The sequence below is a fragment of the Actinorhabdospora filicis genome (assembly GCF_030269765.1).
GTDB classification, from domain to species: domain Bacteria; phylum Actinomycetota; class Actinomycetes; order Mycobacteriales; family Micromonosporaceae; genus Actinorhabdospora; species Actinorhabdospora filicis.
Genome location: NZ_BSTX01000003.1, coordinates 493,782 through 516,127 on the forward strand (window position 1 = coordinate 493,782; position 22,346 = coordinate 516,127).

Here is a 22,346-nt window from a genome sequence, read left to right on the forward strand (position 1 = left end):
TCACGCCTTGCCGTTACGCGTTTTCAGCCGTCAGTGCGACCGCGTCACCGTGATCAGCATCGGGCTGTTGGCCGAGCCGTCCAGGAGAATGCGGATCTTGACGCCCTCGCCCGCGACCTTGGTGCTGTGCAGCGGGTTGTCGGCGCGCCAGTAGCGGTTGACGTCGGAGTCGTCGAAGACGTTGACGCCGTTGCTCGGCTTGATCACGGTCGGCACGCCGTTCTTGTACCAGGTGATCTTGTCGGTCTTGGCGTTGCCGAAGGTGGCGTCGAACGACTGCTGGGCGTTGCCGATGAGCGTGCCGTCACTCCACTTGAGGGCGTCGGGACGGGCGTCGATCGGCAGGACCCAGCCGTGGCCGTTGTGGCGGCTCACGTCGTTGTCGGCGAAGGTGGTGTCGACGTACCAGATCAGCGCGCCGTCCTGGTACGGGTAGCGGTTGACCCACTCGTACTTGGTGTCGGCCCAGCCGCGCTGGTACGGCCCGACCTGGAGGGTCTTGTCGTAACCGACGTAGCGGCGGTTCTCCACCAGGTAGTAGCGGGCCTTCTTCTCGGTCTCGGTGCCGGTGGTCCGCTTCCAGTTGTAGGCGGTCCAGCCGTTGTCGCCGTTCTCGGCGCCGTCGGTGAAGGCCACCGAGCCGTTGACCGTCACGGCGTAGTCGTCCAGGAAGACGCCGGTGCCGTGGGTGTTCTGGTCGGAGGTGTAGCGGTAGCGGACCTTGATCTTCTTGCCCTTGTACGCGCTGAGGTCCCAGGTGACGTTCTGGAAGCCGCCGTTGTCGCCGGACAGCTTGTCGCCGAGCTGGGTCCAGGAGCCGCCGTTGTCCACGGAGGCCTGGGCGAAGAAGTAGTCGTAGTCCTGCTCGGTGTCCAGGCGGACCTTGGCCGACATGGACGCCGTGGTCGCGTTCGTCAGGTCGATCTCGCGGGCGAGGGAGGCGTTGATCTGGTCGCCCTCACCGCCGAACCACTCGTAGGAGCCCGAGGCGGGCTTGGTGTACTCGTGGACGGTGTCGACCGACGGGAGGTTCACCAGGGTGGCCTCCTTGAAGACGCTCGTTCCTCCGGCCGCGCCCAGCAGGCTGGCCGAGAACTTCTCGTTCAGCTCGACCTTGTCGTAGTCGAGCCAGCCGAGGAAGAGCTTCTCCCACGGTCCCATGTAGCCGGGGATGTCGCCGGTGGCGTTGCCGCCCATGTTCAGCCACGAACCGCTGGACATGAGGGTCCAGTAGCCGGTGCCGTTGGTGCCGGAGCGCCGCTCGTAGAGGTCGGGCAGACCGAGGTCGTGGCCGTACTCGTGGGCGAACACGCCGAGGCCGCCGTTCTCCGGCTCGGTGGTGTAGTCGCCGGCCCACAGGCCGGTGTCACCGATCGGGGAACCGCCCAGCGGGTTCCAGCTCGGGCCGCTGCCGCCGCCCTGCGAGAACCAGCTGTGCGACCAGATCGCGTCGTCGCCCTGGGCGCCGCCGCCGGCCTCCTCGCCCTCACCGGCGTGGATCAGCTGGACGTGGTCGATGTAGCCGTCGGGCTCGTCGAAGTTGCCGTCGGCGTCGTAGTCGTAGCGGTCCCAGATGTCGAACTGCTTGAGGTAGTCCTTGATCTGGGCCGGGGTCTTGCCGGCGGCGACCTGGGCGTTGTACCAGGCCGACATCGAGTCGTTGACGAACGTGCCGTAGGAGTCGGCGTCGCTCTGTCCCGGCGGAGGGTTGTATCCGTAGCGGGACTCGTTGTAAGGCAGGGTGACCCAGTTCTCGACGGTGCCGTCGACGGTGTAGCGGCCACTGGACTGCTTCAGGTAGAAGTCCGTCATGGACGGACCCTTCTTGCTGAACAGCATGTTCTGGTAGTAGCTGCGGTTCTGGTACTCCGAGCTCCAGGCCGTGCTGTTGTCCACGCTGCGGTCCGGCTCGGGCAGCTGACCGGCCCGCGGCCCGGCGGTTCCGCCGTGCTCGCTGATCTGGTCGCCGAACTGGACGAGCAGCGTCCAGATCTTCTCCGTCTTCGGCGTGCCCCACTGCACCCACGTTCCGTTGGGCAGCAGGACGCCACGGGACTCGCCGCGCTGCTGCACGGTCGCTTCTCCGTTGACGACGGCGTCCATGGCCGCCATGCGGTTGTTCCGCAGTTCCTGCTGCTCGGGGGTGAGCGGCAGGTTGTCGCGGTTGACCTCATTGGGCTTGGACGTCGCCGACAGGCCGAGGGCGCTGGGGATCTGGTCACCGTCGGGTGGGGACGCCTGCGCGGGCGTCACCACTCCGAGGGTCAATGCTCCGGCCGCCGTCATGGTGGCCAGGAGGCGTGTGCGTCGTCGCACCGGGCTCCTCCCCTAGAAAGGATTTCGGGCAGCGCGCTCACTCCCGGAGTGGGCGCGCTGGATCACCTTCCCGTATCAAGGACCGGTAACGCAATACCGAAACGCCGCTCGGTCAAACCGTGACGACGGTTCCCGTTTCGCGTGAGCGTTCGGCGGCGAACACCACTTTGTGCGTCGCGAGGCTTTCGGCCACATCCGTCAGAATGAGTTCCCGCTTGCCGGTGGAGAGAGCCTCCACGAAGGACTTCATGAGCCCGTAATCGCCGCCGCCGTGCCCGCCGCTGGCGGTGTGGTCGACGGGGGCGGTGGGGTGCACGACGGTTTCCTTGGTGCCGAAATCAGTGACCGAGATGGTGTCGGAGTCGCCCACGATCATCCCGTGGGTGCCGAAAATGGACGTCTTGCGCCCGGCGATCAGCGTGAACGCGGTGACCGTGAAGGACGCCGTCACACCGCCCTCGTATTCCAGGTTCACCACCTGGTGGTCGGCCACGTCGTTGTCGCATTCGTAGACGCAGCGCCCGTACTGGCTGGTCAGCAGCGCCTCGGAGACCAGCTCCGGGGTCGGCTGGCGCCCGCCCAGCATCGCCGAGAGCGCGAACGGCAGGTTCCCGATCTCGTAAATGCGCGTGGCGTCGTAGGGACAATCGGCGGCCACGGCGCACCCGACGCAGCGGTCGGCGGCCCCGGCGGGCTTGTTGGCGGCGGTGAAGTGCCGCAGGCTCCCGAAGGACTGCACCCGTTCCACCGGCCGCCCGATCACATAGGACAGCCAGTCGATGTCGTGACAGGACTTCGCCATCAGCATCGGCGCCGCCTCTTTCGTGGTGCGCCACGAACCGCGGACGTAGGAATGCGCGAAATGGTCGAAACCGATCGGTTCGAGATGCTCCACGCTGACGATGTCGCCGATGGCACCGTCACCCAGCAGTTCCATCAGCCGCACGGTGTAGGGCGTGTAGCGCAGAACGTGGCAGACGCTGATGGAGACGCCGTACTCGCGCGAGGCCGCCTCGATCGCCTCGCATTCGGCCTCGGTGATGGCCATCGGCTTCTCCAGCAGGATGTCGTAGCCGAGACGCGCGAAGGCGAGGGTGGGTTCGAGGTGGTCGTTGTCCTGCGTGCAGATCAGGATCGCGTCGGCCAGCCGGGGACGCCCGGCGAGCTCGCGCCACGAGTGGAACAGGCCGTCCTCGGGGACGCCGTGCTCGTCGCGGACGTAGTCGAGGCGGCCCTGGGCGGGGTCGGCGACGGCGACGATGCGGGCCGGGTTCTCCAGCAGCGCGTTCATGCGCGCGTACTGGGATCCGCGGCCGCCGGCACCGGCGATCGCGATGGTCAGCGGTCGGTCGAGGGGGGATTGTGAAATCAGGTTGTGAAACTCCATGGCCGCCGAGGGTAGTACCGATGATCGTCTCGGGGAAGGGCATTCGGCACCGGGCGCGCCGATGGGACGCCGCGGGGTCACGGCGTCCCATCAGGCGAGAGGATCAGTTCGCGGCGGGGAGCGTCACCTCGAACAGCACGGTGTTGTCCAGGTCGCGCAGCCGGACGGTGAGGTCCTCGCTGTCGCCGTCGATGGCGACCTCGCCGAAGAACTGGTACCCGTCGGCCGGGGACGTGTTGGCCACCGGCGGCGCCTTCACGTACCGGGCCTCGGGCCCGAAGGTCCCGTCCAGCTTGTTCGGCCCGAACGCCCCGGCGTTCAGCGGGCCGGAGACGAACTCCCAGAACGGGTCGAAGTCGCGGTAGGCCGCCCGCGAGGGGTCGTAGTGGTGGGCGGCGGTGTAGTGGACGTCGGCGGTCAGCCACAGCGTCCCGGTGATGTCCTTGCGCTTGATGTGGGTCAGCAGCTCGGCGATCTCGCGCTCGCGGCCCATCGGCAGGCCGTTGTCGCCCTGGGCGACGCCCTCCTGGTTGACGGGGCCGTCGGGGACTACCAGACCGAGCGGCAGGTCGTTCGCGATGACCTTCCACGTCGCCGTCGAGCGCCGCAGCTCGCGCTTGAGCCAGTCCAGCTGCTCGCGTCCGAGCAGCCCGGCCGGAGCCTGCGGGTCGCGTCCGGGGCCGTTGGGGTCCTTGTAGGTGCGCATGTCGAGGACGAACACGTCCAGCAGCGGGCCATGGGAGATCTTCCGGTAGATGCGGCCGGTGCCGTCGGCCGACAGGCGGTTGGGGGTGTACTCCCCGAACGCGCGCCGGGCGCGGGCGGCGAGCACGTCGATCGACTTCTCGGTGTAGCGGGCGTCGTCGAGGATCTGGCCCGGGTACCAGTTGTTGCGGACCTCGTGGTCGTCCCACTGGTTCACGATCGGGGTGGTCGCCAGGAACGCGCGCAGCTTGTCGTCGAGCAGGTTGTACTTGTACTGCCCGCGGTACTCGTCGAGGCTCTCGGCGACCTTCTGCTTCTCCGGGACCACGATGTTGCGCCAGGTCCGGTCACCCGGCAGCGCGACGGTCTCGGCGAGTGGGCCGTCGGCGTAGTAGTAGTCGCCGCTGCACAGGAAGAAGTCGGGGTCCACCGAGGACATCGCGTCGAAGATGCGGAACCCGCCCAGCTCGGGGTTGATGCCCCAGCCCTGCCCGGCCAGGTCGCCCGACCACACGAAGCGCACGTCCTGGCCGCGCCTGGGGGCGGTACGGAACTCACCGGCGACCGGCGTGCCCTCGGTGCGGCCGTCGGAGGCCCACACGCGGTAGTGGAGGGCGCGGCCGGAGCGCAGGCCGTCCACGGTGAGCTTGCCGGTGTAGTCGGTGGCGGCGGTCAGGCGCGGGCCGCGGTAGAGGCGGGCGTGCTTGAAGTCGGGACGGGCGGAGACTTCCACCCACATGCGCGACTCGCGGTCGGCGCGGGTCCAGATGACGGCGGTCTCGCCGGTGACGTCACCGGCCTGGACGCCGTGGGTGAGGGCGGGACGGCCGCGCAGCAGGGCGGGCGCGGCGGGGGAGGCGGAGGCGCTCGTGGCGGTCAGGCCGCCGCCGATCAGCAGGCCACCGCCGATCAGTGCGCCGCCGGTCAGCAGACGCCGTCGGTCCACGGTCATGGTCACTCCTCGCAGGGGTTCGTGTCTGTCGCCTGCGGTTCTATCGGGGCGGTGCGGCCCCCGCGTGACGCCTAGGTGAACACCTGCGGCGGCGCGGCGAAGATCACCGTCCGGGCGGGCCGATAAGCTGCCCGGGTGCTGATTCTGCTGCCGCCCTCGGAGGGGAAGGCCACCGCGAAGCGGGGAGCGCCGGTCGACCCGGCCTCGCTGGTCCTGCCGGAGCTGGCCGGCGCGCGCGAGGAGGTCGCCGAGGCCCTGGTGTCGCTGGTGAGCGGCGATCGGGCCGCCGCGCGGGCCGTCCTGGGCATCAGCGAGGGCCAGGACGGCGAGCTGGACGTGGACGCCCGGGTGCGCACCGCCCCGGCGATGGCGGCCTCGAAGCTGTACACCGGCGTCCTGTACGAGGCCCTCGGGCTGTCCACACTGGACGCGGCGGCCAAGCGCCGGGCGAACGCGCGCCTGCTGGTCTTCTCCGGTCTGTGGGGCGTGGTGCGGCCCGGCGACCGGATCCCGCAGTACCGGCTGTCGATGGGCGTGCGGCTGCCCGGCGTGGGCGGCCTGGCGTCCTTCTGGCGCGAGCGCATGTCGGCGTCCCTGACGGACTTCGCCGGGGGCCGGGTGGTGCTGGACCTGCGCTCGTCCACCTACACCGGCGCCTGGAAGCCACCGGTCGATGTACCGGTGGTGACCGTGCGGGTCCTGCACGAGCGCGAGGTCGGCGGCGAGATCCGCCGCACCGTGGTCAGCCACTTCAACAAGGCCACCAAGGGACGGCTCGTGCGGGATCTCCTGACCGCCGGGGCGAACCCGAAGAAACCCGCCGAGCTGCTGGACGCCATGCGCGACCTGGGCTACACCGTCGAGGGCGAGGGACCGGGTCAGGCCGACGTCGTCGTCTCCGAACTCTGACTCACTCCAGGCCGTAGACCTCGGCGGCGGTGCCGCCCAGGATCCGGCGGCGGCCGGTGGGCGCGAACTCGTCCAGGAGCTCGTCGGCCAGCGCGAAGGCCGCCCGGGCATCCCCTTCGGGTCCCCGCGAGCCCCACATCAGCCGCTCGTCGCCGAAGGCCGCCACGGCGTGCTCGAAGAACGGCCGCGCCACCGCGACCGTCCAGTCCACCGGCCAGGTCAGCTTCGCCACCACGTGCGGCTGCGCGGCCAGCGGCGCCAGGGCCTCCCGCCACGCGGCGAACCCGTCCGGCGAGGGCTCGCCCATGTGGTCCAGCACGAACAGGGTCTCCTCGACCGCGGCGGCCAGCTTCGCCGCGTAGGGCATCTGCTCGGTGCGCACCGCCAGGTCGAAGGTCAGGCCGCGCTCGGCGAGGGTCCGCAGGCCCCGGATGGTCTCCGGCCCGGAGCACTCGCCCGGATCGCCGTCGTGGCGCAGGTCGTGGCGGACGCCGCGCAGCTTCGCCGCGCCGGGCAGCTGCGCGTAGCGGTCCAGTGTGGACGCGAGTCCGGCGCCGCGCACGTCGGCGTCGGCGACGATCCCGGCCACGGCGTCCTCGGCGCCCGCCGCGAGCAGCGCGGCGGTGTCCTGGCCGCGCGAGGCGACCAGCACCACCCGGTCGGCTCGGCCGCCCGCGACCGGCGGGCCGCCCTGGGTTCCGGCGGGTCGCCGGAGATGAAGATGAGCGTCTATGATCATGATGGGACGAGAGCTTTCTCGCCGAGCAGGCCCTCGCGTTGCAGCTCGGGCCACAGGCCGGCGGGTATGGCGTGGCGGGCCATCGCCACGTTATCGGTCACCTCTTCGGGGCTGCGCGCGCCGACCACGACGGAGCTCACCGCCGGATGGGCCGACGAGAACCGCAGGGCGGCGGCACGTAGCGGGACATCGTAGCGTGCGCACACGTCCCGGATCGCCACAGCTCGGGCCAACACCTCCGGCGCGGCCTTCGCGTAGTCGTATGTGGACTGTGCCGAGGGATCGGCGAGCAGCCCGGAGTTGTAGACCCCGCCCAGGATCACCCCGACGCCCTCCCGCTGACACAGCGGCAGCAGATCGGCGTCCCCGGACTGGTCCAGCAGCGTGTAGCGCCCGGCCAGCAGGACGACGTCGACGGCCCCGGCGCGCACGAAGTCGGCCAGCATCGCCGACTGGTTCATGCCAGCGCCCACGGCCCCGATGACGCCCTGGTCGCGCAGCTCGGCCAGCGCCCTCGCCGCCCCGGAGATCGCGTCGTCCCAGTGCCGGTCGGGATCGTGGATGTGGACGACGTCGAGGCGGTCGAGCCCGAGCCGGGTCAGGCTGTCCTCAATGGAGCGCAGGACGCCGTCGCGCGAGTAGTCGAAGACGGGCACGAGCCCGCTGTCCTCGGCCCAGAAGGCCTGCTCGCCGCCTTCGCCGGGCACCAGGTTGCGCCCGGCCTTGGTGCACAGGACGAACTCCCCGCGAGGCCGGTCCCGCAGCGCCTCGCCGGTCCGCCGCTCGGACAGCCCGTGCCCGTACAGGGGCGCGGTGTCGAACAGGCGCAGCCCGGCCTCCCACGCGGCGTCCACGGTGGCGCGCGCGGCGGCGTCGCCGACCTCGGCGTACAGGCCGCCGATGGGCGCCAGGCCGAGGCCCAGCCGGGTGACCGACAGGCCCGTCCGGCCGCCGAGCGGGACGCGGTCGGTGGGCTCGAATGCGGCGACTGGGGCCATGGGACGCCTCCGTGGGGTGCGGTGGCGTCACAGCATAGGGCTCACCGCCGGGTCAGGCGCCCGGCCTCCTCTCTCATGCCCACGGTGAGCGTGGCCAGCAGCGTCCGCGCCGGCTCCAGCTCGCCGTCGAGCGCGCGCAGGATCGCGCGCACGCGCGCGATCGGCCCGGCCAGGACGGCGGCCACCCGCTCGGGGTCGGGCGGCTGCGGCGGTCCCTCGGGGACGGTCACCGGCTCGCTGGCCCGGCGCAGGGCGGCCACCGCGCCGAGGAACTCCTCGATGACGCGGCCGCGGGCGCGTTCGACCGCGATGGCGGCCGCCTCGGCGGCGGCGACCAGGTCGAGGGCGCGAGAGGACATGCGGCCCACCGACTCCGCGGCGGCCAGGACGCGGCGGCGGTAGGCCAGGCCCTCCGGCGACCAGGTCCCGGGCAGGTCGGTCTCGGCCGAGGCCAGCAGCGCGCCCCGGTCGTCGGCGAGCGCGGCGGCCATGACCCGCCAGGTGCCCGCGCAGGCCGACAGCCAGGCGGGATCCCCGGCCAGGTCCAGGATCGGGCCGGTGAGGGGCGCGAAGTCCCCGGCGAAGTCGGCCAGCCCGCGGTCGGCCAGGTGCTCGTCGGGGTGGACGGCGAAGGCGTGGTGGGGCATCACGGCGCATCGTCCATCGTGGACGGCCGCAGCGCCTCGGCGCCGGCCCGGCACCAGGCGGCGAAGGCGGTCTCGGCCTCGGCGAAGGACGCGGCGAGCTGCGCCGGCACGGCCCGCCCGAAGCGGGCGGTGGCGGCGACGTCGGCGTGGGCGGTGAGGTGGCGGGACAGGACGGTCAGGGTCCGGTGATGACGGGCACCGGGCGACGTGTTCATGCGCGGCTCGTCGGATGGGTGGGCATTCCCATGAAACTCCCCGTTTTCTTCCGTGTTGCCGAACAAGAATGCTAACCGCGAGAGGGGTGATCTCGCCGTCCCTTAAGAAGACGCTCCCCGGCGGCAGTTCGTTTACACCCCGGCGCGGGACGCCGCCGGGCGTCCCGCGCGAGTCGGCTAAGTCCTTCTTCTTGCGCCAGATCCAGGTCGCCAGTGGGATGAGGCCGATGCCCAGGGCCGTCACCCCGACGAGCCCGACCTGGACGGTCCCCGGCCCCTCGGACGCGGTGGCGGGCGCCGAGGACGAGCCGCTGGACGGCGTGGGCGCGGGGGTGACCACCGCCGAGCGGGTCGGCGGGTTCGGGGGAGTGGGCGGGGCGGGCGGTGAGCCGAGGCCGAGGGCGGCGGTGATGGCGGCGACCACGTTCAGGACCGTGCCGAGGATTCCGTTCAAAAGACTGCCGAGCATGGGGCACCTCTTTGACCGTTGATGATCGGATCCCGGTGACCGTAACATCGCTTTTGGACGGTGTTAACCCCGTAGATTCGCTTTGTCGGGATACCGTCTTCTCGGTGGACAGCGGAGAGATCATTGCGGCATGGATCTTGAACTGACCGCCCGTGGACCCGTCGCCGACGACGAGATGCACACCCTGTTCGACGCCGCCTGGGGCGGCACCTCCGGCACCGCCTGGGGCCCGCTGCTGGAGCGCAGCCTGACCTGGGTCACCGCCCGCCGCGACGGGCGCCTCGTGGGCTTCGTGAACGTGGCCACCGACGGCGGCGCGCACGCCTTCCTGCTGGACACCACCGTCCACCCCGACGAGCAGCGCAAGGGCCTGGGACGGCTGCTGATCGACGAGGCCGCCGCCGACGCGCGGGCGCGCGGCGCGCACTGGCTGCACGTGGACTTCGAGCCGCACCTGACGGAGTTCTACCGGGGCGCGGGATTCCGCGACACCCCCGCCGGGCTGATGCGGCTTCAGTAGAAGCGCCAGCCCACCTCGGCCGGGCCGTGCCGGACGATCCAGAAGCCCGTCACGGCCTCGCCCTCGTCGTCCACAAGGGACAGCGGCGGCACCGACTCGTCGGACACCTCCGGCAGCTCCGCCCACGGCCCGAAACCGGGCAGCGGGCGGATCGTGCCGTGCAGCCACGGGAAGTCGCCGCCGGTCACGCACAGCTCGGCGACCCTGGCGCCCCCGGCGTCCAGCAGGGTCCAGGGAGCGCTCACGAGAGGCGGTCCCGGGCGTCCATGAGCGCGAAACCCAGCAGGTTCAGGCCACGCCAGCGGCCGGGATGATCGGCGTCGGGATTGCCCGCGCCCATCCCGATGCCCCAGATCCGGTCGCGCGGGCTGGCCTCGACCAGGACGCGCTTCGCGGTGGCGCGCAGGAAGTCCCCGATGTCGTCGTGCTGACCGAACTTGGCGACGTTGGCCTCGGTCACCACGCCCATCCGGTGGGCGACCCAGGTGGCCTCGTCGAAGCCGCGCACCTTGCGCCCCAGCGCCTTCGCCTCGGCGGCGGTGGACGCGTCCAGGATCAGCCGCTCGTGCTCCTCATCGCCGAACAGCCGCGCCTTCGCCGCCATCATGTAGTGCTCGCAGGTGGCGTAACCGACACCGTCCACGGTGAACGGATGGCCCGTCCACCACTGGCTGAAGCACGAGGCGGTCACCTCACCGCTGGCCGAGGGGCGGTGGCCCCAGAAATGCACGAACCGCAGGCGCTCGCCGCGCGCCACGGCGGCGACGGCCTCTTCACGGGAACGGGGCAGGGACATCGGGTCAGCCTCCCACGAGGGGGACCAGCTTGACGAACGAGATCGCGGGATCGCGGTCGAGGTCGATGAGCGCGCCGGGATCGTCCACCTGGCGCTCGCCGACCAGGACGATGAAGCCGTTGCGGCCGAAGGCGTCCAGGGCGATGGCGGCCTGCTTCTCCCAGTCGAGCGTGCGCGCCTTCGGCAGCCGGAAGCCGTTCAGGGCCGTCTCGGCGTCGGTGGGGCGGACCAGGCCCTGGTAGAGCTCGGTGGGGGCGGCGTTGTGACGGGCGACCTCCTCGCGCACCCGCAGGCGGATGAGATCGCGCAGCGCGATGGTGGAGGGCAGGTCGGGGACCGAGAACTCGGCGATGGGCTTGCCGGTCATCGTCTCGTCCCGGAAGGTGACGGTGGCCATGGACGCATCATGCGCCACGGGTGCGACGGTTTCGCCCGCCGCCGCTCGCCCTTGACATCGCGGGCTCGGCTCAATACGTTCCAGACAACGTTGTCTCGCCACTTCCGAGCCACCCCTGGAGCCCCCATGCCCACACGCTCGAAGAGAGCCCTCGCACCCGCCTTATTACTGGCGGCGGGCCTCCTTCCCATGGCCGCGCCCGCCCCGGCACAGGCGGCGGCCGACCTCTCCCTCACCCAGTACGTCAACCCGTTCATCGGCACCGACGACAGCAACTCGCCCAACCCGGTGCCCGGCGGCGCGGGCGGCAGCACCTACCCCGGCGCGACCGTTCCCTTCGGCATGACCCAGTTCAGTCCCGACACCCCGACCGGCTCGCCCTCGGGCTACCGGTACTCCGATACGAAGATCGAAGAGTTCAGCCTCACCCACTTCAACGGCGCCGGCTGCGCCAACAACGAGGACCTCGGCATCCTGCCGATGACCGGCGCGATCGGGACCTCGCCCGGCACGGGCTGGACGGGTTACGCCGGCACCTACGCCAAGGCCAACGAGGCGGCCTCGCCCGGCTACTACAAGACCGTGCTGGACAACTACGGCGGCACCGGCGTCGAGCTGAGCGCGACCACGCGCACCGGCGCGATGAAGCTGACCTACCCGTCCTCGGCGAGTTCGCGGATCCTGGTCAACACCGGCCGCTCGGCCACCGGCAACCGCTCGGGCACGATCGCCATCAGCGGCGCCGAGATCACCGGATCGGTGACCGGCGGCGGGTTCTGCGGCTCGTCCAAGACCTACCAGATCTTCTTCGTGATCCGCTTCGACCGCGCGCCCAGCGGGCAGGGGACGTGGGTCGGCTCGACGGTGACGGCCGGTTCGGGCTCGGCCTCGGGGACCAACTCCGGCGGGTACGTCACCTTCGACACCACCGCCAACCGGACGGTCAACGCCACCGTCGGCATCTCCTTTGTGAGCCTGGACGGCGCCAAGGCCAACCTGAACGCGGAGAACCCCGGCTTCGACTTCGCCGCCGTGCGGGCCGCCGCCGACCAGCGCTGGAACGCGATGCTCAACCGGGTCCAGGCCACCGGCGGGGCCTCCGCCGACCTGCAGAAGTTCTACACCGCGCTCTACCACGTGCTGCAGAACCCGAACATCGCCTCCGATGTGGACGGCCGCTACAAGGGCTTCGACGGGCAGCTGCACACCGCCTTCCATCAGGTCTACCAGAACTACTCCGGCTGGGACATCTACCGCTCCTGGGCCTCGCTGGTGGCGCTGATCGCGCCCGTGGAGATGGCCGACATCGTCAAGTCGATGGTTCTGGACGGGCAGCAGGGCGGCCTGCTGCCGAAGTGGTCGCACAACTCCAACGAGCACTTCGTGATGACCGGCGACCCGGGCCCGATCATCGTGGCCAGCGCCTACGCCTTCGGCGTCACCGGCTTCGACACCGCCGCCGCGCTGTCCCTGATGGACAAGTCCAGCAACGGCGGGACCGCGCAGGGCAGCCCGATCCGCGGGCTCCAGGGCACCTACACCGCCAACCACTTCATCCACCAGGACCCCTCGGACTCCCTGGAGTACTCGGCCTCCGACTTCGCCGTCGCGCAGTTCGCCAAGGGTGTCGGCGACGGCGGGAAGTACACCACCTACATGCAGCGCGCGCAGTGGTGGATGAACGTCTTCAATACCGATTCGGGCTACGTGCACGACCGCAACTCCGACGGCTCCTGGCCGTGGCCGCTGGATCCGGCCGGCCCCGGCGGTTACACCGAGGGGAACGCCTCCCAGTACACCTGGATGGTGCCCTACGACTTCGCCGGGCTCATCGACCTCATGGGCGGGCGCGACACCGCCGTCCAGCGCCTCGACCACCACTTCACCGAACTCAACGGCGGGCTGTCGCGGCCCTACTTCTACATCGGCAACGAGCCCGAGCACGGCGTCCCGTGGGCCTACCACTTCGCCGCGCATCCACAGGGGACGATGTCGGCGGTCCGGCGGGTGATGAACGAGTCCTTCACCACCGGCCCCGGCGGCCTGCCGGGCAACGACGACCTGGGCGCGACCTCGGCCTGGTACGTGTGGAGCGCCATCGGGATGTACCCGCCGACCCCGGCGGCCGACACCCTGGCCCTGCACGGGCCGCTGTTCCCGTCCGTCCTGATCCAGCGGCCCGGCGGGAACATCCAGATCAACGCCACCGGCGCCGGGCCGGGAAACCAGTACGTGCAGTCGTTCGCGCTGAACGGCGCGGCGCGCTCCAAGGCGTGGCTGCGGTACCCGGACCTGGCCGCCGGGGCGACCCTCAGCTACACGATGGGCTCCTCGGCCTCGACCTGGGGCAACAACCCCGCCGACGTGCCGCCGTCCTTCACCGACGGCGCCTCCCAGCCCCCGGCCGCGCCGGAGCTGGGCCCGAACCTGGCGCTCGGCAAGCCCGCCACCTCCTCGGCCACCTGCAACGCCGACGAGAACGCCGCCAAGGCCTTCGACGGCAGCCTCAGCGGCAACAGCAAGTGGTGCTCGACGGCCTCGGGGACCAAGTGGCTCCAGGTCGACCTGGGCGCGCCCACCAACGTCGGGTCCTTCGTGGTCAAGCACGCCGGGCTGGGCGGTGAGACCACCGGCTGGAACACCGGTTCCTTCGCGATCCAGACCAGTGTGGACGGTGCGAACTGGACGCAGGCCGTCTCGGTGTCCGGCTCGCGCGCCAGCCGCACCTACCACCCGGTGAGCGCGCGGACGGCCCGGTACGTGCGGCTGGACGTCACGACGCCGACCAACAACGGCAACGGCGCCGCCCGGATCTACGAGTTCGAGGTGCACGGCAGCCCGTCGGGCACGTCCAATGTGGCCCTGGGCAGGCCCGCCACCGCCGATTCCTCCTGTAACGCCAATGAGGGGCCGGAGAAGGCGGTCAACGGCTCGGTGAGCGGCGGAACCACCGACAAGTGGTGCTCGGGCGGCTCCTCGCGCTGGCTGCGGGTCGACCTGGGCGCCTCCTACGCGGTGAAGTCCTTCACCGTGCGGCACGCGGCGGCCGGAGGGGAGTACGCCGGGTGGAACACCCGCGACTTCGACCTCCAGGTCTCCACCGACGGGACCAACTGGACGACCGTCTCGCAGGCGCGCGGCGTCAACGCGGCGGTCACCGAGCATCCCCTCGCGACACCGGTGAACGCCCGGTACGTGCGCCTGTCGGTGATCACCCCGACGCAGGACGGCGGCACGGCCGCGCGGATCTACGAGCTGGAGGTCTACGCGTGAGGTGAGCGGGGCGGCCGTCACCGATGGTCGCCCCGCACGACGTGCGGTGTCCCCGCCGTCACCTTTTCCGTCCCCGTACCTCCCCGCGCCCCCTCTCGTTGGGGATGATGGAGGTTCGGGGACGGATTCGCAACGCGTGGGGGCGCACATGAGCAGCACGTTGTCCAAGGGCTGGCGGCACGGAACCGCGTGGCTGGCCGTCACCGGTTTCGTCACGCGGGTGGCCACCGCCGGGTCGCGCGACTTCGTGCCGCCCGAGGAGCGGATCGCCGTCCTCGACGACGACGGGACACTGTGGACGGAGCGGCCGGTATCCATGCGGCACGACTTCATCCTGCGCCGCCTGGTCGAGCGCGCCAAGCGCGACCAGGCCCTGCGCGGGCGGCTGCCGTGGCGGGCCTCGGCCGAGGTGGACCTGGCGAAGGCCTCGGCGTACCTGGCCGAGGCGGTGGCCTCCTTCGACGAGCAGGACGCCGAGTCCTACGCCGAGCAGGTGGCCTGGTTCCTGGCCGCCGAGGCGCACCCGGAGCTGCGGGTGCCCTACGCCCACGCCGCCTACCTGCCGATGGCCTCGCTGATCGAGTACCTGGAGGCGCACGCCTTCACCGTCTACGTCCTCACCGCCGGGGACCGCGACTTCGCCCGCCCGGCCGCCGCCCGGCTCTACGGCGTCCCGCCCGAGCGGGTCATCGGGGACGCGGCCGGCCTGCGCTACCGCGACGACGGCGCGACCATCGCCCACGAGGAGTACGCCGGGGGAGCGGAGGCCGCGGCGCGCCCGGCGGTGTTCTGGAGCCGGGTGGGGCGGCGGCCGATCCTGGCGATCGGCAACTCCAACGCCGACATCCCGCTGCTGCGCTTCGCTGGGGGACAGAGCACCGGGGGGCAGAGCGGCCGTCCGGTGCTGCGGATGCTCGTCGTCCACGACGACGCCGAACGCGAGTACGCCTACACCGACGGCGCCGAGGACGCCCTGGCGCACGCCAACACCGAGGGCTGGACGCAGATCTCGATGCGGGAGGACTGGTCGGCGGTCTTCGGCCGTCCCTAGTGGACGGTCACGGTCGGCTGTTGCCGCGTCTCGCGGGCACCGAGTACGGTGGCGCCGTCACAGCGCGCCTCACCCCTTAGGGAGCCCTCATGACCAACCCGGAGCCGGTCTTCGACAAGAATGGACAGCTGGAGCAGGTCCAGGAGGTCCTTCTCAACGGCGAGCAGGTCATCGCCGTCTACGACGCGATCGGCGTCGGCACCGGCTTCATCGGCCTCACCGACCGGCGGGTCATCTTCATGGACAAGTCGTTCGTGGGCAAGGAGGAGGCGCTGACCAGCGTCCCCTACAGCAAGATCAGCGCGGTGAGCCTGGTCAGCAACCGATCCTTCGCCGGGCAGTTCTTCTCCTCGGGCAAGATCGCGGTGCACATCGGCACCCACATCCAGGAGGTCGAGTTCCGCGGCGACAAGAAGACCAAGCACGTGCACGACGTGATCATGCACTACTCGACGGTCTGAGCTGCGGAGCCGGGAGGCCCCGGCTCCTCACTCGTCCTTCGCGGCCGCGTCGATCGGCGCGGCCGGCTTGGCGTCCTTGCCCGCGAGCAGGCTGCGCCGCTTGCGGCGGTGCTTGGCGACATAAGCGCCGGTGCCCACCGCGGCGGTGCCGAGAACCGCTCCGGCGACGACCGCCCACCACTTCTTGACCTTCATTAGCTCTCCACCACCCCTTCGTTGTCAGCGCCAACGTACCGTCGGCGTGCGACATCCGCAGCCGAGTCGGCGCGAGTCGAAACCGGGTGTAACCGGATCGTGTGTCACCCGGTCGGGGGAGAGAAAGCCCAGGTCAGTGCCTCGATCATGGCCGAGCGTCGGTTAACGCCCGGTGACGTCGCCGGTGAGACCCTGTGCGGGAGGTCACCGGCGGCCGGACGCGCCGGATCTCACACCGCCGCGCGCGAAGCGGGGTGGAGCGGGATGATCTGGGCGGGGTGGCGCCGACGGCGCTCCGCACCCAGAATCACCCGATGACCGCAGAGCTCCCCGGCGTCCCGACGCCCCCGCCCGCCAAAGTCCCCATGGACCTCGCGGCCTACGAGACCCGCGTGCGCACCGGCGGCTGCTTCATCTGCCCCATCGCCACCGGGGAGGAGCGCACCCACGAGGTCGTCTACGAGGACGACGACCACATCGCCTTCCTCGGCGCCTACCCGACCCTGCTCGGCCACACCCTCGTGTGTCCCAAGGAGCACCTCACCCGGGTCGTCGCCGACTTCACCCCGGCGGCCTACCTGGCGATGCAGGCCGTCGTCCACCGCGTCGCGCGAGCGGTCGAGACCGTCGTCGGCGCCGAGCGCATGTACGTCCTGTCCCTGGGCAGCATGCAGGGCAACGCGCACGTCCACTGGCACCTCTCACCCCTGCCGCCCGGCGTCCCCTACCGCGAGCAGCAGCACCACGCGCTCATGACCGAGAACGGGATCCTCGCCTGGGACCGCGAGCGCGCCGCCGCGCTGGGGGCGCAGATCCGTGACGCGCTCGGCGGATAAGGCCCCCATGTGCCCCTTGTCCGACATACGGGTGATCCCTTAACGTGCAGGACATCCCGGTCCGTCCCGGCGTGATCGGACGTCCGGGGGTGGCGGTTGGTGCGCGCCGGCCGCCACCCCGCCATGCCCTTTTTTCACTCGCCCCCGCGCCACGCCCCTACCTACCCTGAGTCCATGAGAGACACAGAGATAGTCCGCGTCAGCAAGACGCTTTCGAAAGCCCTCCGCCACAACCCCGGCGGCCTCGGCATCAGCCTCGACGCCAACGGCTGGACCGACGTCGAGGAGGTGCTGGCAGCCTTCGCCGCGCGGGGACGGCGGCTCACCCGCGAGCAGCTCGACCTCGTCGTCGCCACCAACGACAAGAAGCGCTTCACCATCCAGGACGGGCGCATCCGCGCCAACCAGGGCCACTCCATCGAGGTCGACCTCGCCCTCGAACCCACCGCGCCGCCCGCGCTGCTCTTCCACGGCACCGCCGAGAACAGCGTCGGCTCCATCCTGGCCACCGGCATCGACAAGGGCGGCCGCCACCACGTCCACCTGTCACTGGACACCGAGACCGCCCGGCGGGTCGGCGCGCGCCACGGACGTCCCGTGGTGCTCACCGTCCTCGCCGGGGAGATGGCCGCCGCCGGGGCCGAGTTCTACGTCTCGGCCAACGGCGTGTGGCTCGTCGAGCACGTGCCCGCCGAGTACGTGCGCACCCCTTAGCTAACGCTCGTGGTACCGGCGCAGGAACTCGCCGGTCAGCGACTTCTCCGCCTTCAGCAGCTCCTCCGGGGTGCCGGTGAACACCACCTCGCCGCCGTCGCGGCCACCGTCGGGGCCCATGTCGATGATCCAGTCGGCCTGCTGGACCACGTCGAGATTGTGCTCGATGGCGATGACGGTGTTCCCGTCGTCCACGAACCGGTTCATCAGCGCCAGCAGCGTGTCCACGTCGGACATGTGCAGGCCCGTGGTCGGCTCGTCCAGGACGTAGACGCTGCCCGAGCGGCCCAGCTCGGTGGCCAGCTTGATGCGCTGGCGCTCGCCGCCCGACAGGGTCGAGACGGGCTGGCCGAGGCTCAGGTAGGCCAGGCCGACGTCGACCAGGGCGCGCGCCTTGGTGAGCATGGCCTTCTCGGTGAAGAACCCGGTGGCCTCTTCCGCCGACAGCTCCAGCACGTCGGCGATGGACTTGCCGCGCAGGTGGTGGCGCAGGACCTCCTCCTTGAAGCGCCGTCCGTGGCAGGACTCGCAGTGCGTGGTGACCGGGTCCATGTGGGCGATCTCGGTGATGATGACGCCCCGGCCGCCGCAGGTCTCGCAGGCGCCGTCGGAGTTGAAGCTGAACAGGCCCGGCGCGAGTCCGCTGACCTGCGCGAAGGCCTTCCGCAGCGGGTCCATGATGCCCAGGTAGGTCGCCGGGGTCGAGCGCGAGGACGTCCCGATCGGGCCCTGGTCGACCAGTACCGCGTTGGGGTGCTCGGCCATGAACACCTCGCCGATGAGGGTGCTCTTGCCCGAGCCCGCGACGCCGGTGACGGCGGTGAGGACGCCGGTCGGGATCGACACCGAGACGTTCTTCAGGTTGTGCAGGTTCGCGCCGGTGACGTTCAGGTGCCCGGTGGCCTCGCGGACCCGCTGCTTGACGGTGCCGGTGCGGGCGAGCGCGTTGCCGGTGCGCGTCCCGGAGGCGCGCAGCCCGGCCAGGTCGCCCTGGTAGACGATCTCGCCGCCGTGCGCGCCGGCGCCGGGGCCGACGTCGACGATGTGGTCGGCGACGACGATGACGTCGGGGTCGTGCTCGACGACCAGCACGGTGTTGCCCTTGTCCCGCAGCGCCACCAGCATGTCGTTGAGGCGGTGGACGTCGCGCGGGTGCAGGCCGGTGCTGGGTTCGTCGAAGATGTAGGTGACGCCGGTGAGGCTGCTGCCCAGGTGCTTGACCATCTTCAGGCGCTGCCCCTCGCCGCCGGACAGGGTCGCGGTGGCGCGGTCCAGGGACAGGTAGCCCAGGCCGATGTCGGCGACGCGCTGGAGCAGCGCGCGGGTGGTCGCCGCGGCCGGGCCCGCGGCCGGGTTCGAGACGGCGGCCAGGGCCTCGATGAGATCGGTGATCTGCATGGACGTCCAGTCGCCCACCGTGCGGCCGTCGATGCGCACCGAGCGCGCCCGCGGGCTCAGGCGCGAGCCCTCGCAGCCGGGGCACATGCCTTCGGCGAGGAAGGGCTGGAGCTTGTCGCGGGTGCGCTGGGAGACGGTAGGGCTGGCGAACTGCTTGGCGACGCGGTCCACCAGGCCGACGTAGTCGGCGTTGTACACGCCGCTCTTGACGCTCAGCGCGACCTTGCCCCCGCTGCCGTGCAGCAGCGTGTGCCACTCGGCCTCGGAGTAGTCGTCGAGCTTCTTGGCCGCGTCCAGGCCGTCGTAGCCGGCGTACATCTGCCACTCCATGCCGCCGACCTTGAAGCCGGGCAGCAGGACGGCGCCCTCGTCGAGGGACTTCGAGCGGTCGACCAGGAGGTCCACGTCGGGCCGGATGGTGCGGCCCAGGCCCTCGCAGTCGGGGCACATGCCCTGCGGCGAGTTGAAGGAGAAGAGGAGCACGTCGTCGGTGACGGGGTCGCCGAACTTGGCGAACAGGCCGCGCACGAGGGCGTAGATGTCGGTCATCGTGCCGACGGTGGAGCGCGGGTTGCCGCCCACCGGTTTCTGGTCGACGATGATCGGGGTGGTCAGCTCGGCGATCGTCTCGGCGTCGGGCCGTTCGTACTTGGGCAGGAAGTTGCGGATGAACGCGCTGAAGGTGGCGTAGAGCTGCCGCTGCGCCTCGACGGCGATGGTGTCGAAGACGATGGAGGACTTGCCCGATCCGGAGACGCCGGTGAAGACGGTGATCTGGTTCTTCGGGATGGTGAGGGACACGTCCTTGAGGTTGTTGACGCGGGCCCGGGTGATCACGATGCTGTCGTGGCTGGCGCTGGTGCGGGGAAGGTCGGTCACGGACGTCCTCTCGCTCTTGCTGTCCTGGAGCCGGTACTGCGGCCGTCCATCGTACAGTGTACGGAGAAGTTTCGCCAACCCGGTCGGGAGTGACGGTCTCCACCCCGGCCGAATCTAGGCCACCGGTGTGACAGTCCGGGAGGGATCGCGGCGGGTGATCTCCCTCGCGCTGCCCGGTTCTTCGGTTCAGGTGCGTTGGTTCCGCTGCTTTCCGGTTCAGCTCCGCTGCTCTGTTTTCTGGTTCAGCTCCGCTGAACTGTCTTACGGACCTGCGATGATGTTCGGCGTGAACAGTGAGGCGAGCACCCCCGTGAGCGACACCGAGGCCGGCCGGGAAGCCGTCGAGGCGAGGGCCGCGGCCCCCGCGAAGACGTCGGCCGTCGTCCCCGCCGACCCCGAGGCCGCGCGCGCCCGGCACACCGCGCTGGCCGCCGAGGTGAACGAGCACCGCTACCTCTATTACGTGCGGGACGCCTCGGTCATCTCCGACGCGGAGTTCGACGCGCTCATGCGCGAGCTGGAGGCCATCGAGGCCGCCCATCCCGAACTGGTCACCCCCGACTCGCCGACCCAGCAGGTCGGCGGTGGCATCACCACCGACTTCGCCTCGGTCACCCACGCCGAGCGCATGCTCAGCCTCGACAACGCGATGAACGACGAGGAGCTGACCGAGTGGGCCGAGCGCGTCCACCGCGAGGTCGAGCGCGTCGGCTTCCTGTGCGAGCTGAAGATCGACGGCCTGGCCATGAACCTCACCTACGAGAACGGCCGCCTGGTGCGCGGGGCGACGCGCGGCACCGGCACCGTCGGTGAGGACGTCACCCCCAACGTGCGCACCATCGCCAACGTGCCCGACGTGCTGACGCCCAGCGACGAGTTCCCGATCCCGGAGTTCATCGAGGTCCGCGGCGAGGTCTACTTCCCGGTCGCCGAGTTCGCCGACCTCAACGCCTCGCTGGTGGCCGACGGCAAGCCGCCCTACGCCAACCCGCGCAACACCGCGTCCGGCTCGCTGCGGCAGAAGGACCCGCGCGTCACCGCCACGCGCGCGCTGCGCATGACCGTCTACGGCGTGGGCGCCTCGCGCGGCTTCACCCCCACGGCGCAATCGGCGTCCTACGCCGCGCTCAAGGCGTGGGGGCTGCCGACCTCGGAGTACTTCCGGGTCGAGCCGGACCTGGACGGCGTGCGCGCCTACATCGCCGAGTACGCCGCCAAGCGCCACAAGCTCGTGCACGAGATCGACGGCGTCGTGGTCAAGGTCGACGAGGTCGCCGTCCAGCGCCGCCTGGGCACCACCAGCAAGGCGCCCCGGTGGGCGATCGCCTTCAAGTTCCCGCCGGAGGAGGTCACGACCCCGCTGCTGGACATCGAGGTCAACGTGGGCCGCACCGGCCGCGTCACGCCCTTCGCGGTGCTGGAGCCGGTCAAGGTCGCCGGTTCGGTGGTCGGCTACGCCACCCTCCACAATGCCTCCGAGGTCGAGCGCAAGGGCGTCCTGATCGGCGACCGGGTGGTCGTGCGCAAGGCCGGCGACGTGATCCCCGAGGTCGTCGGGCCGGTCGCCGAGGCCCGCACCGGCGGCGAGCGGGCCTTCGTGATGCCCACGGCGTGCCCGTCCTGTGGTGCCGCGCTGCACCGGGAGAAGGAGTCCGACGTCGACCAGCGCTGCCCCAACGCCGAGAACTGCCCGGCGCAGATCAAGGCCCGCATCGAGTACGTGGGCTCGCGCGGCTGCTTCGACATCGAGGTCCTGGGCGAGAAGGCCGCCTGGGCGCTCTACGACGCCGGCGTCGTGGCCAACGAGGGCGACCTGTTCGCGCTGACCGAGGAGAAGCTGCTCACCGTCCCGCTGTTCGTCACCAAGGACGGCAACCTCTCGGCCAACGGCGCCAAGCTGCTGGCCAACCTGGAGGAGGTCAAGGGCGTCCCGCTGTGGAAGGTCATCCGCGCGCTGTCCATCCGGCACGTCGGCCCGACCTCCGCCCGCGACCTGGCGCGCGAGCTGTACTCGCTGGACGCGATCGCCGCGGCCTCCGCCGAGGAGCTCGGCTCGGTCGACGGCGTCGGCCCCACCATCGCCGAATCGGTCGCCCAGTGGTTCACCGTCGGCTGGCACCGCGACATCGTCGAGAAATGGCGGGCGTCGGGCGTGCGAATGGAGGACGAACGGGTGATCTCGGACGGCCCTTCGCTGGAGGGCGTGACGGTCGTGGTCACCGGTACGCTGGCACAGTACTCAAGGGACGGTGCCACGGAGAAGGTGCAGGCAGCGGGCGGGAAGATGACCGGCTCGGTGTCGAAGAAGACCGGATTCGTGGTCGTCGGAGAGTCTCCCGGAACGAAATACGACAAAGCGCTCAAACTGGGTGTTCCGGTCCTCGATGAAGAAGGCTTCCAGATCCTTCTGAGTCAAGGACCCGAAGCGGCCAGGGAGGTCGCGCGTTACCAGCAGGAATGATCGTCGTTGCTCACATGGGGGAAACGCG

21 protein-coding genes are annotated in these 22,346 nt (G+C 70.7%); 9 read left to right on the forward strand and 12 right to left on the reverse strand.

Features of this window, described 5'->3' with window-relative positions:
- Positions 1–30: 30 nt before the first annotated feature.
- From QSK10_RS22560 to QSK10_RS22570, 3 genes are all read right to left on the reverse strand, one after another.
- Positions 31–2,316, reverse strand: coding sequence for an immune inhibitor A domain-containing protein (locus QSK10_RS22560; RefSeq protein WP_285664926.1), 2,286 nt, complete (start codon positions 2,314–2,316; stop codon positions 31–33).
- 112 nt (positions 2,317–2,428) lie between these two features.
- Positions 2,429–3,703, reverse strand: coding sequence for a Gfo/Idh/MocA family protein (locus tag QSK10_RS22565; RefSeq protein WP_285664927.1), 1,275 nt, complete (start codon positions 3,701–3,703; stop codon positions 2,429–2,431).
- Between the two features lie 103 nt (positions 3,704–3,806).
- Positions 3,807–5,360, reverse strand: a complete 1,554-nt coding sequence (locus tag QSK10_RS22570; protein ID WP_285664929.1) for an alkaline phosphatase D family protein — start codon at positions 5,358–5,360, stop codon at positions 3,807–3,809.
- 135 nt (positions 5,361–5,495) lie between these two features.
- Between QSK10_RS22570 and yaaA the strand changes: the two genes are divergently transcribed.
- Positions 5,496–6,269: a peroxide stress protein YaaA gene (gene yaaA, locus QSK10_RS22575; protein WP_285664930.1), complete on the forward strand. Its 774-nt coding sequence runs from the start codon at positions 5,496–5,498 to the stop codon at positions 6,267–6,269.
- 1 nt (position 6,270) lies between these two features.
- Here yaaA and QSK10_RS22580 read toward each other — a convergent pair whose 3' ends face one another.
- From QSK10_RS22580 to QSK10_RS22595, 4 genes are read right to left on the reverse strand one after another with little or no spacing between them, the layout of a single operon-like run.
- Positions 6,271–7,008 carry an amidohydrolase family protein gene (locus tag QSK10_RS22580; RefSeq protein ID WP_285664931.1) on the reverse strand — a complete coding sequence of 246 codons (738 nt, stop codon included), beginning with the start codon at positions 7,006–7,008 and terminating at the stop codon, positions 6,271–6,273.
- Positions 7,005–8,006 carry an aldo/keto reductase gene (locus QSK10_RS22585; RefSeq protein WP_285664932.1) on the reverse strand — a complete coding sequence of 334 codons (1,002 nt, stop codon included), beginning with the start codon at positions 8,004–8,006 and terminating at the stop codon, positions 7,005–7,007. The genes QSK10_RS22580 and QSK10_RS22585 overlap by 4 nt, the downstream gene beginning before the upstream one ends.
- A gap of 41 nt (positions 8,007–8,047) precedes the next feature.
- Entirely contained in the window at positions 8,048–8,653 is a 606-nt protein-coding gene (locus QSK10_RS22590) for a hypothetical protein (protein ID WP_285664933.1), read from the reverse strand.
- A complete protein-coding gene (locus QSK10_RS22595; RefSeq protein ID WP_285664934.1) occupies positions 8,653–8,868 on the reverse strand; it encodes a hypothetical protein in 216 nt (71 codons plus the stop codon). Before QSK10_RS22595 ends, QSK10_RS22590 begins: the two co-directional genes overlap by 1 nt.
- A 227-nt stretch (positions 8,869–9,095) precedes the next feature.
- Here QSK10_RS22595 and QSK10_RS22600 point away from each other — a divergent pair, with 227 nt between their 5' ends.
- Both QSK10_RS22600 and QSK10_RS22605 read left to right on the forward strand, forming a co-directional pair.
- A complete protein-coding gene (locus QSK10_RS22600; RefSeq protein WP_285664935.1) occupies positions 9,096–9,359 on the forward strand; it encodes a hypothetical protein in 264 nt (87 codons plus the stop codon).
- A gap of 108 nt (positions 9,360–9,467) precedes the next feature.
- The gene (locus QSK10_RS22605; protein WP_285664936.1) at positions 9,468–9,857 is read left to right on the forward strand and encodes a GNAT family N-acetyltransferase; all 390 of its coding nucleotides are present in this window, start codon (positions 9,468–9,470) and stop codon (positions 9,855–9,857) included.
- Here the strand turns inward: QSK10_RS22605 and QSK10_RS22610 are convergent.
- From QSK10_RS22610 to QSK10_RS22620, 3 genes are read right to left on the reverse strand one after another with little or no spacing between them, the layout of a single operon-like run.
- Complete coding sequence (locus QSK10_RS22610; RefSeq protein WP_285664937.1) at positions 9,851–10,102, reverse strand: hypothetical protein; 252 nt, start codon at positions 10,100–10,102, stop codon at positions 9,851–9,853. The genes QSK10_RS22605 and QSK10_RS22610 overlap by 7 nt on opposite strands.
- A complete protein-coding gene (ybiA, locus tag QSK10_RS22615) occupies positions 10,099–10,653 on the reverse strand; it encodes a riboflavin biosynthesis intermediates N-glycosidase (protein ID WP_285664938.1) in 555 nt (184 codons plus the stop codon). Before ybiA ends, QSK10_RS22610 begins: the two co-directional genes overlap by 4 nt.
- Positions 10,654–10,657: 4 nt before the next feature.
- Positions 10,658–11,050, reverse strand: a complete 393-nt coding sequence (locus tag QSK10_RS22620) for a hypothetical protein (RefSeq protein WP_285664939.1) — start codon at positions 11,048–11,050, stop codon at positions 10,658–10,660.
- A 126-nt stretch (positions 11,051–11,176) separates the two neighbouring features.
- On the opposite strand from QSK10_RS22620, the gene QSK10_RS22625 reads away from it, so the two are divergent.
- From QSK10_RS22625 to QSK10_RS22635, 3 genes are all read left to right on the forward strand, one after another.
- Positions 11,177–14,323 carry a GH92 family glycosyl hydrolase gene (locus QSK10_RS22625; RefSeq protein ID WP_285664940.1) on the forward strand — a complete coding sequence of 1,049 codons (3,147 nt, stop codon included), beginning with the start codon at positions 11,177–11,179 and terminating at the stop codon, positions 14,321–14,323.
- A 148-nt stretch (positions 14,324–14,471) separates the two neighbouring features.
- Positions 14,472–15,374 (forward strand): haloacid dehalogenase-like hydrolase, encoded by a 903-nt coding sequence (locus QSK10_RS22630; RefSeq protein ID WP_285664941.1) that lies wholly within the window; start codon positions 14,472–14,474, stop codon positions 15,372–15,374.
- 89 nt (positions 15,375–15,463) lie between these two features.
- Positions 15,464–15,835, forward strand: coding sequence for a PH domain-containing protein (locus QSK10_RS22635; protein ID WP_285664942.1), 372 nt, complete (start codon positions 15,464–15,466; stop codon positions 15,833–15,835).
- Between the two features lie 27 nt (positions 15,836–15,862).
- Here QSK10_RS22635 and QSK10_RS22640 read toward each other — a convergent pair whose 3' ends face one another.
- Positions 15,863–16,030, reverse strand: coding sequence for a hypothetical protein (locus QSK10_RS22640; RefSeq protein WP_285664943.1), 168 nt, complete (start codon positions 16,028–16,030; stop codon positions 15,863–15,865).
- A 314-nt stretch (positions 16,031–16,344) separates the two neighbouring features.
- Between QSK10_RS22640 and QSK10_RS22645 the strand changes: the two genes are divergently transcribed.
- Entirely contained in the window at positions 16,345–16,866 is a 522-nt protein-coding gene (locus QSK10_RS22645; RefSeq protein ID WP_285664944.1) for an HIT family protein, read from the forward strand.
- A 174-nt stretch (positions 16,867–17,040) separates the two neighbouring features.
- Entirely contained in the window at positions 17,041–17,580 is a 540-nt protein-coding gene (locus QSK10_RS22650) for an RNA 2'-phosphotransferase (protein ID WP_285664945.1), read from the forward strand.
- Here QSK10_RS22650 and QSK10_RS22655 read toward each other — a convergent pair whose 3' ends face one another.
- Positions 17,581–19,857 carry an ATP-binding cassette domain-containing protein gene (locus QSK10_RS22655; protein ID WP_285664946.1) on the reverse strand — a complete coding sequence of 759 codons (2,277 nt, stop codon included), beginning with the start codon at positions 19,855–19,857 and terminating at the stop codon, positions 17,581–17,583.
- A 310-nt stretch (positions 19,858–20,167) separates the two neighbouring features.
- Here QSK10_RS22655 and ligA point away from each other — a divergent pair, with 310 nt between their 5' ends.
- Complete coding sequence (gene ligA, locus QSK10_RS22660; RefSeq protein ID WP_432705364.1) at positions 20,168–22,318, forward strand: NAD-dependent DNA ligase LigA; 2,151 nt, start codon at positions 20,168–20,170, stop codon at positions 22,316–22,318.
- The last annotated feature ends 28 nt before the right edge of the window (positions 22,319–22,346 follow it).

What these genes read in the sequence shown, in the direction of transcription:
- QSK10_RS22565 (WP_285664927.1), bottom strand. Translation starts at nt 3,703, where the DNA reads ATGGAGTTTCACAACCTGATTTCACAATCCCCCCTCGACCGACCGCTG.
- QSK10_RS22570 (WP_285664929.1), bottom strand. Translation starts at nt 5,360, where the DNA reads ATGACCGTGGACCGACGGCGTCTGCTGACCGGCGGCGCACTGATCGGC.
- QSK10_RS22580 (WP_285664931.1), bottom strand. Translation starts at nt 7,008, where the DNA reads ATGATCATAGACGCTCATCTTCATCTCCGGCGACCCGCCGGAACCCAG.
- QSK10_RS22585 (WP_285664932.1), bottom strand. Translation starts at nt 8,006, where the DNA reads ATGGCCCCAGTCGCCGCATTCGAGCCCACCGACCGCGTCCCGCTCGGC.
- QSK10_RS22590 (WP_285664933.1), bottom strand. Translation starts at nt 8,653, where the DNA reads ATGCCCCACCACGCCTTCGCCGTCCACCCCGACGAGCACCTGGCCGAC.
- QSK10_RS22595 (WP_285664934.1), bottom strand. Translation starts at nt 8,868, where the DNA reads ATGAACACGTCGCCCGGTGCCCGTCATCACCGGACCCTGACCGTCCTG.
- QSK10_RS22600 (WP_285664935.1), top strand. Translation starts at nt 9,096, where the DNA reads ATGCCCAGGGCCGTCACCCCGACGAGCCCGACCTGGACGGTCCCCGGC.
- QSK10_RS22605 (WP_285664936.1), top strand. Translation starts at nt 9,468, where the DNA reads ATGGATCTTGAACTGACCGCCCGTGGACCCGTCGCCGACGACGAGATG.
- ybiA (WP_285664938.1), bottom strand. Translation starts at nt 10,653, where the DNA reads ATGTCCCTGCCCCGTTCCCGTGAAGAGGCCGTCGCCGCCGTGGCGCGC.
- QSK10_RS22620 (WP_285664939.1), bottom strand. Translation starts at nt 11,050, where the DNA reads ATGGCCACCGTCACCTTCCGGGACGAGACGATGACCGGCAAGCCCATC.
- QSK10_RS22625 (WP_285664940.1), top strand. Translation starts at nt 11,177, where the DNA reads ATGCCCACACGCTCGAAGAGAGCCCTCGCACCCGCCTTATTACTGGCG.
- QSK10_RS22630 (WP_285664941.1), top strand. Translation starts at nt 14,472, where the DNA reads ATGAGCAGCACGTTGTCCAAGGGCTGGCGGCACGGAACCGCGTGGCTG.
- QSK10_RS22635 (WP_285664942.1), top strand. Translation starts at nt 15,464, where the DNA reads ATGACCAACCCGGAGCCGGTCTTCGACAAGAATGGACAGCTGGAGCAG.
- QSK10_RS22640 (WP_285664943.1), bottom strand. Translation starts at nt 16,030, where the DNA reads ATGAAGGTCAAGAAGTGGTGGGCGGTCGTCGCCGGAGCGGTTCTCGGC.
- QSK10_RS22645 (WP_285664944.1), top strand. Translation starts at nt 16,345, where the DNA reads ATGACCGCAGAGCTCCCCGGCGTCCCGACGCCCCCGCCCGCCAAAGTC.
- QSK10_RS22650 (WP_285664945.1), top strand. Translation starts at nt 17,041, where the DNA reads ATGAGAGACACAGAGATAGTCCGCGTCAGCAAGACGCTTTCGAAAGCC.